At 70.8% G+C, this 5204-nt stretch carries 4 protein-coding genes; 3 read left to right on the top strand and 1 reads right to left on the bottom strand.

Annotation, left to right across the window (positions count from 1 at the left end; genetic code table 11):
* The coding region (locus A9X05_RS20705; protein WP_067783841.1) for a nitroreductase family protein at positions 1-388 on the bottom strand (388 nt) is incomplete at its 3' end.
* Between the two features lie 179 nt (positions 389-567).
* On the opposite strand from A9X05_RS20705, the gene A9X05_RS20710 reads away from it, so the two are divergent.
* The 3 genes from A9X05_RS20710 to A9X05_RS20720 all read left to right on the top strand — a co-directional run.
* Positions 568-1434, top strand: coding sequence for a cyclopropane mycolic acid synthase family methyltransferase (locus tag A9X05_RS20710; RefSeq protein ID WP_067757383.1), 867 nt, complete (start codon positions 568-570; stop codon positions 1432-1434).
* A gap of 39 nt (positions 1435-1473) precedes the next feature.
* Positions 1474-4746, top strand: coding sequence for an exodeoxyribonuclease V subunit gamma (gene recC / locus A9X05_RS20715; protein WP_067783839.1), 3273 nt, complete (start codon positions 1474-1476; stop codon positions 4744-4746).
* A 1-nt stretch (position 4747) separates the two neighbouring features.
* A partial coding sequence (locus A9X05_RS20720; protein ID WP_156736871.1) for a UvrD-helicase domain-containing protein occupies positions 4748-5204 on the top strand: 457 nt, incomplete at its 3' end.

Genomic DNA, 5204 nt, shown 5'->3' on the forward strand with positions numbered 1-5204 from the left:
CCAGGATGGCGCGCGCCTTCTCCTGGTCCCCCACCGACGAGTGGCCCGTCCCGATCCCCAGGTCCGTGGCCGCGATCATCATCGCCATCGTGGCCTGGCCGACGTCGTAGTTGTCGGTGATCACCCGGCGCTCGTCGGGCGGAACGGGCACGACGATCGCGATCGCGGCCGCGGCGGCGGCGATGTGACCGGCCCCCTGCCAGACGGTCGACAGCTCCTGCAGCTGCGCCCGGTCGGTGACGATCACGAAGTCCCACGGTTGCCGGTTCTTCGCCGACGGCGCGCGCCAGCCGGCCTCGGCGATGCGGTTCAGGTCCTCCTCGGAAACCGGCTCCGGCCGGTACTGCCGGACGTTGCGCCGGGCGCGTATCGCGTCCCAAGCCTCCATGTGTCCCTCCTCGTTTTCCACCTGACCCCCGGTAAACAGGGGTAACGTCGTCGGAATTCCCCGCGTACGGGCACGCCGAAGTTTTATTCCGGCCCATTCGGGAAGCCATGGTGAACCAGCTGCGCCGCGCGCTCGTGTACAGCTGAATGGCCCCGGATGCAGAAAGGCGCGTAGCCGGCATGACTGAGAACCTGACGCCGCATTTCGAAGACGTCCAGGCACACTATGACCTCTCCGACGACTTCTTCCGGCTTTTCCTCGACCCCACGATGACCTACAGCTGCGCATACTTCGACCGCATGCGCGACATCCCGCTGGAAGAGGCGCAGCTGCGCAAGATGGACCTGGCTTTGGGCAAGCTGGGGTTGCGGCCCGGGATGACCCTGCTGGACGTCGGCTGTGGCTGGGGCGGCACGATGCGCCGCGCGATCGAGAAATACGACGTGGACGTCATCGGCCTGACGCTGTCCGAGCACCAGGCCGCCCACGTGCAGAAGCTGTTCGACGCGATGGACACCACGCACAGCAGGCGGGTGCTGCTGCAGGGCTGGGAACAGTTCGACGAGCCCGTCGACCGGATCGTCTCCATCGGCGCGTTCGAGCACTTCGGCTACGACCGCTACGACGACTTCTTCCAGAAGGCCTACCGCGTCCTGCCCGACGACGGGGTGATGCTGCTGCACACGATCACCATGCTGACGCCGGAGCAGATCGTCGAGCACGGCCTGCCGATGACCGAGGAGCAGACCAGCTTCAACAACTTCATCGCCACCGAGATCTTCCCGGGCGGCCAGCTGCCGCCGATCGAGATGGTGGAGTTCCACGCCTCGAAGATGGGGTTCAACCTGGCCCGCAGGCAGTCGCTGCAGCTGCACTACGCCCGCACCCTCGACCTGTGGGCGGCGGCGCTGGAGGCCCGCCACAGCGAGGCGGTCGCGATCCAGTCCGAAGAGGTCTACCAGCGATACATGAGGTACCTGACCGGTTGCGCCAAGGCGTTCCGGGACGGCTACATCGACATCAATCAGTTCACGCTGGCCAAGTAACCCACTCGTGTCGGTGTCCGGGGCTATCGTGGCACCGCGATGTCGCTTCATCTCCACCGCGCCGAGCGCACCGACCTCCTTGCCGACGGCCTCGGCGCCCTGCTGGCCGACCCGCCGACCGACCCCTTCACCGAGGAACTGGTGCTGGTGCCGGCGCGCGGCGTCGAACGCTGGCTCAGCCAGCGGCTGTCACATGTGCTCGGCCGCGCCCGCGGCGGTGACGGGGTGTGCGCCGGGGTGGCGTTCCGCAGCCCGGCGTCCCTGATCGCCGAACTCACCGGCACCGCCGACGAGGACCCGTGGTCGCCCGACGCGATGGCGTGGCCGCTGCTGGCCGTGATCGACTGCTCGCTGGACGAGCCGTGGTGCCGCACGCTGGCAACGCATCTGGGTCACTTCGCGTCGACGGAGGCGGAGGCCGAGCTGCGCCGCGGGCGCAGATACTCGGTGGCGCGACGGCTGGCCGGCCTGTTCGCCTCGTACGCCAGGCAGCGTCCGGGGCTGCTCGCCGATTGGCTGGCCGGCGAGCGGGGCGACCTAGACCCCGACCTGGCCTGGCAGCCCGAGCTCTGGCGGGCGCTGGTGGACGCGGTGCCCGCCGATCCCCCGCACGTCCGCCATCAGCGGGCCGTGACCCGGCTCCGCGGGGGCCCGGCCGACCTGCCGGGGCGGCTGTCGCTGTTCGGGCACACCCGGTTGGCGTGCACCGACGTGGAGCTGCTGGACGCGTTGTCCACCCACCATGACCTGCACCTGTGGCTGCCGCATCCCAGCGACGAACTGTGGCGCGCGCTGGCCGGCGCCCGGGGGGCGATCCCGCGGCGCGCCGACACCGGCCACCGCAGCGTGAACCATCCCCTGCTGGCGACGCTCGGGCGCGACCTGCGCGAGCTGCAACGCGGCCTGCCCCCCGACCCGCACACCGACGAATACCTGCCCGCGCCGGAGCGGCCCGACACGCTGCTCGGCTGGCTGCAGTCCGACATCGCCGCGAATGCCGTTCGGCCACAAGGGCGTACGCTCGCCGACGACGACCGATCGGTGCAGGTGCACAACTGTCACGGTGCGGCGCGCCAGGTCGACGTCCTGCGCGAGGTCCTGCTCGGCCTGCTGCAGGACGACCCGACACTGGAGCCGCGCGACATCCTGGTGATGTGTCCGGACATCGAGACGTACGCGCCGCTGATCGTCGCCGACTTCGGGCTCGGCGACGTGGTGCGCGGCGCGCATCCCGCGCACCGGTTGCGGGTGCGGCTCGCGGATCGCTCACCGCTGCAAACCAATCCGCTGCTCGGCGTCGCCTCGCAATTGCTGGCGCTGGCGGGCAGCCGGGTGACCGCCAGCGAGGTGCTCGACTTCGCCGAGGCCGCGCCGGTGCGGGCCCGCTTCGGTTTCACCGACGACGACCTGGAGGCCATCACCCGCTGGGTCCGCCAGGCCAACATCCGGTGGGGGTTCGACCAGGAGCACCGACGGCCCTACCACGTCGACTTCGTACACAACACTTGGCGTTTCGGCATCGACCGGGTGCTGGCCGGCGTCGCGATGTCCGACGACTCGCACGCTTGGATCGACGCCACACTGCCCCTGGACGACGTCAGCAGCAACCGCGTCCAGTTGGCCGGCCAGCTCGCCGAATTCGTGTCGCGGCTGCAGCGCGTGGTCGACTCGCTCACGGGCACCAGGCCGTTGCGCGACTGGCTGGCCGCGCTGGCCGACGGGATCGAGCTGTTGACCCGTGTCGACGACGCGGACCTGTGGCAGACCGGCCAGATGCAACGGGAATTCGCTTCGACGCTGGCCGACGCCGGGCCGCGGGCCGACACACCGCTGCGGCTGCCCGACATCCGGGCGCTGCTGCAGGGACGCCTGGCGGGGCGCCCGACGCGCGCCAACTTCCGCACCGGCACGCTGACGGTGTGCACGATGGTCCCGATGCGCTCCGTGCCGCACCGGGTGGTGTGCCTGGTCGGCCTCGACGACGGGGTGTTCCCCCGGCTCGGCGTCGTCGACGGCGACGACGCGCTGGCGCGCGACCCGATGACCGGCGAACGCGACATCCGCTCCGAGGATCGGCAATTGCTGCTCGACGCGGTCGGCGCGGCCACCGACAAGCTGGTGATCACCTACACCGGCGCCAACGAGTACTCGGGCCAGCCGCGCCCACCGGCGGTGCCGCTGGCCGAACTGCTGGACACGCTGGACATGACGGTGTCGGGCGAGAAGATTCGCGGGCGCATCGTGGTCGAACATCCGTTGCAGCCCTTCGACATTCGCAACGTCATCCCGGGCAGGCTGGTGCCGACGGTGCCCTTCAGCTTCGACCCGACCGTGTTGCGGGCGGCCAGGGTCGCCGCGGGCGAGCGGGGCGAGGCACCCCGGTTCATCGCGGGACCGCTGCCGCCACCGCCCGCCGACGACGTCATCCTGGCCGACCTCGTCGGCTTCTTCAAGGATCCGGTTAAGGGCTTCTTCCGCGCGCTGGACTTCACCCTGCCGCGGGACGTCGACGGCGTGCAAGACGCGATGCCCGTCGACCTCGACGCCCTCGAGGAGTGGACCGTCGGCGACCGGATGCTGGGCGACATCCTGCGCGGGTGGACGCCGGACGATGCCCGGCAGGCCGAGTGGCGGCGGGGCACGTTGCCGCCCGGCCAACTGGGCTGGCGCACCGCGACGGAAGTCCGCGACCAGGCCGCGCTGCTGGCGGCCAAAGCGCAGCAATACCGGGGGGCCGACGCCCGGGCGTATGACGTCGACGTCGATCTCGGCTCCGGGCGCAGGCTCACGGGCACGGTGTCGCCGGTGTACGGCGAGCGGCTGGTGTCGGTGACGTACTCCAAGCTGGACGGCAAGCACCTGCTCGAGGCGTGGATCCCGTTGCTGGCCTTGATCGCTCACGACCCGGGCCGGGACTGGTCGGCGGTGTGCGTCGGCCGCCTGAAGCGGGGCATCACCCCGCGGGTCGAGGGGTTGGGACGGCCGCGCGACGACGCCCTGACACTGCTGCGCGAGCTGGTGGCGGTCTACGACGCGGGCCGCCGGGAGCCGATTCCGCTGCCCATCAAGACGTCCTACGCGTGGGCGGCCGCGCGGCACTGCGGCGACGATCCGCTGCGCGAGGCGCAGTACCGGTGGAAGTACGAGCACGAGGAGCCGGCGCACCTGCGGGCCTGGGGCAAGAACACCCGGCTGTCCGATCTGATGCGGCCCGTGCGGCCGGGTGAGGAGTTCGACGGCGAAGACACCCGGTTGGGCGCCTACGCCGCGCGGGTCTGGCTGCCGATGCTGCGGGCCGAAAGGAAGCCCTGAGATGGGGCAGGTGACAGAGCGCTTCGATCTGCTCGGCCCGCTGCCCGCCGATCGGTCGACCACGGTGCTGCAGGCCAGCGCGGGCACCGGCAAGACGTTCGCGCTGGCCGGCCTGGTGACCCGCTACCTCGCCGAGGGCGCCGCGACGCTGGACCAGATGCTGTTGATCACGTTCGGCCGGGCCGCCAGCCAGGAGTTGCGTGAACGGGTCCGCGGCCAAATCGTCGCCGCGGTGGCGGCTTTCGACGACCCGTCGGCCGCCGGCGACAACCAGTTGGTGGCATACCTGCTCGACGACACCGACGAGGAACGCGCAGCGCGCAGGCAGCGGCTCCGCGACGGGCTGGCGGGCTTCGACGCGGCGACCATCGCCACCACCCACCAGTTCTGCCAGCTGGTGTTGAAGTCACTGGGCGTGGCCGGCGACACCGCCGCGAACGTCACGCTGCTGGAAAGCG

Origin of the sequence: Mycobacterium sp. E3298 (assembly GCF_001666895.1) — a bacterium.
Lineage (GTDB): Bacteria > Actinomycetota > Actinomycetes > Mycobacteriales > Mycobacteriaceae > Mycobacterium.

Bases quoted from the DNA above. Each gene is read 5' to 3' on its own strand.
- A9X05_RS20710 (WP_067757383.1), top strand. From the start codon at position 568: ATGACTGAGAACCTGACGCCGCATTTCGAAGACGTCCAGGCACACTAT.
- recC (WP_067783839.1), top strand. From the start codon at position 1,474: ATGTCGCTTCATCTCCACCGCGCCGAGCGCACCGACCTCCTTGCCGAC.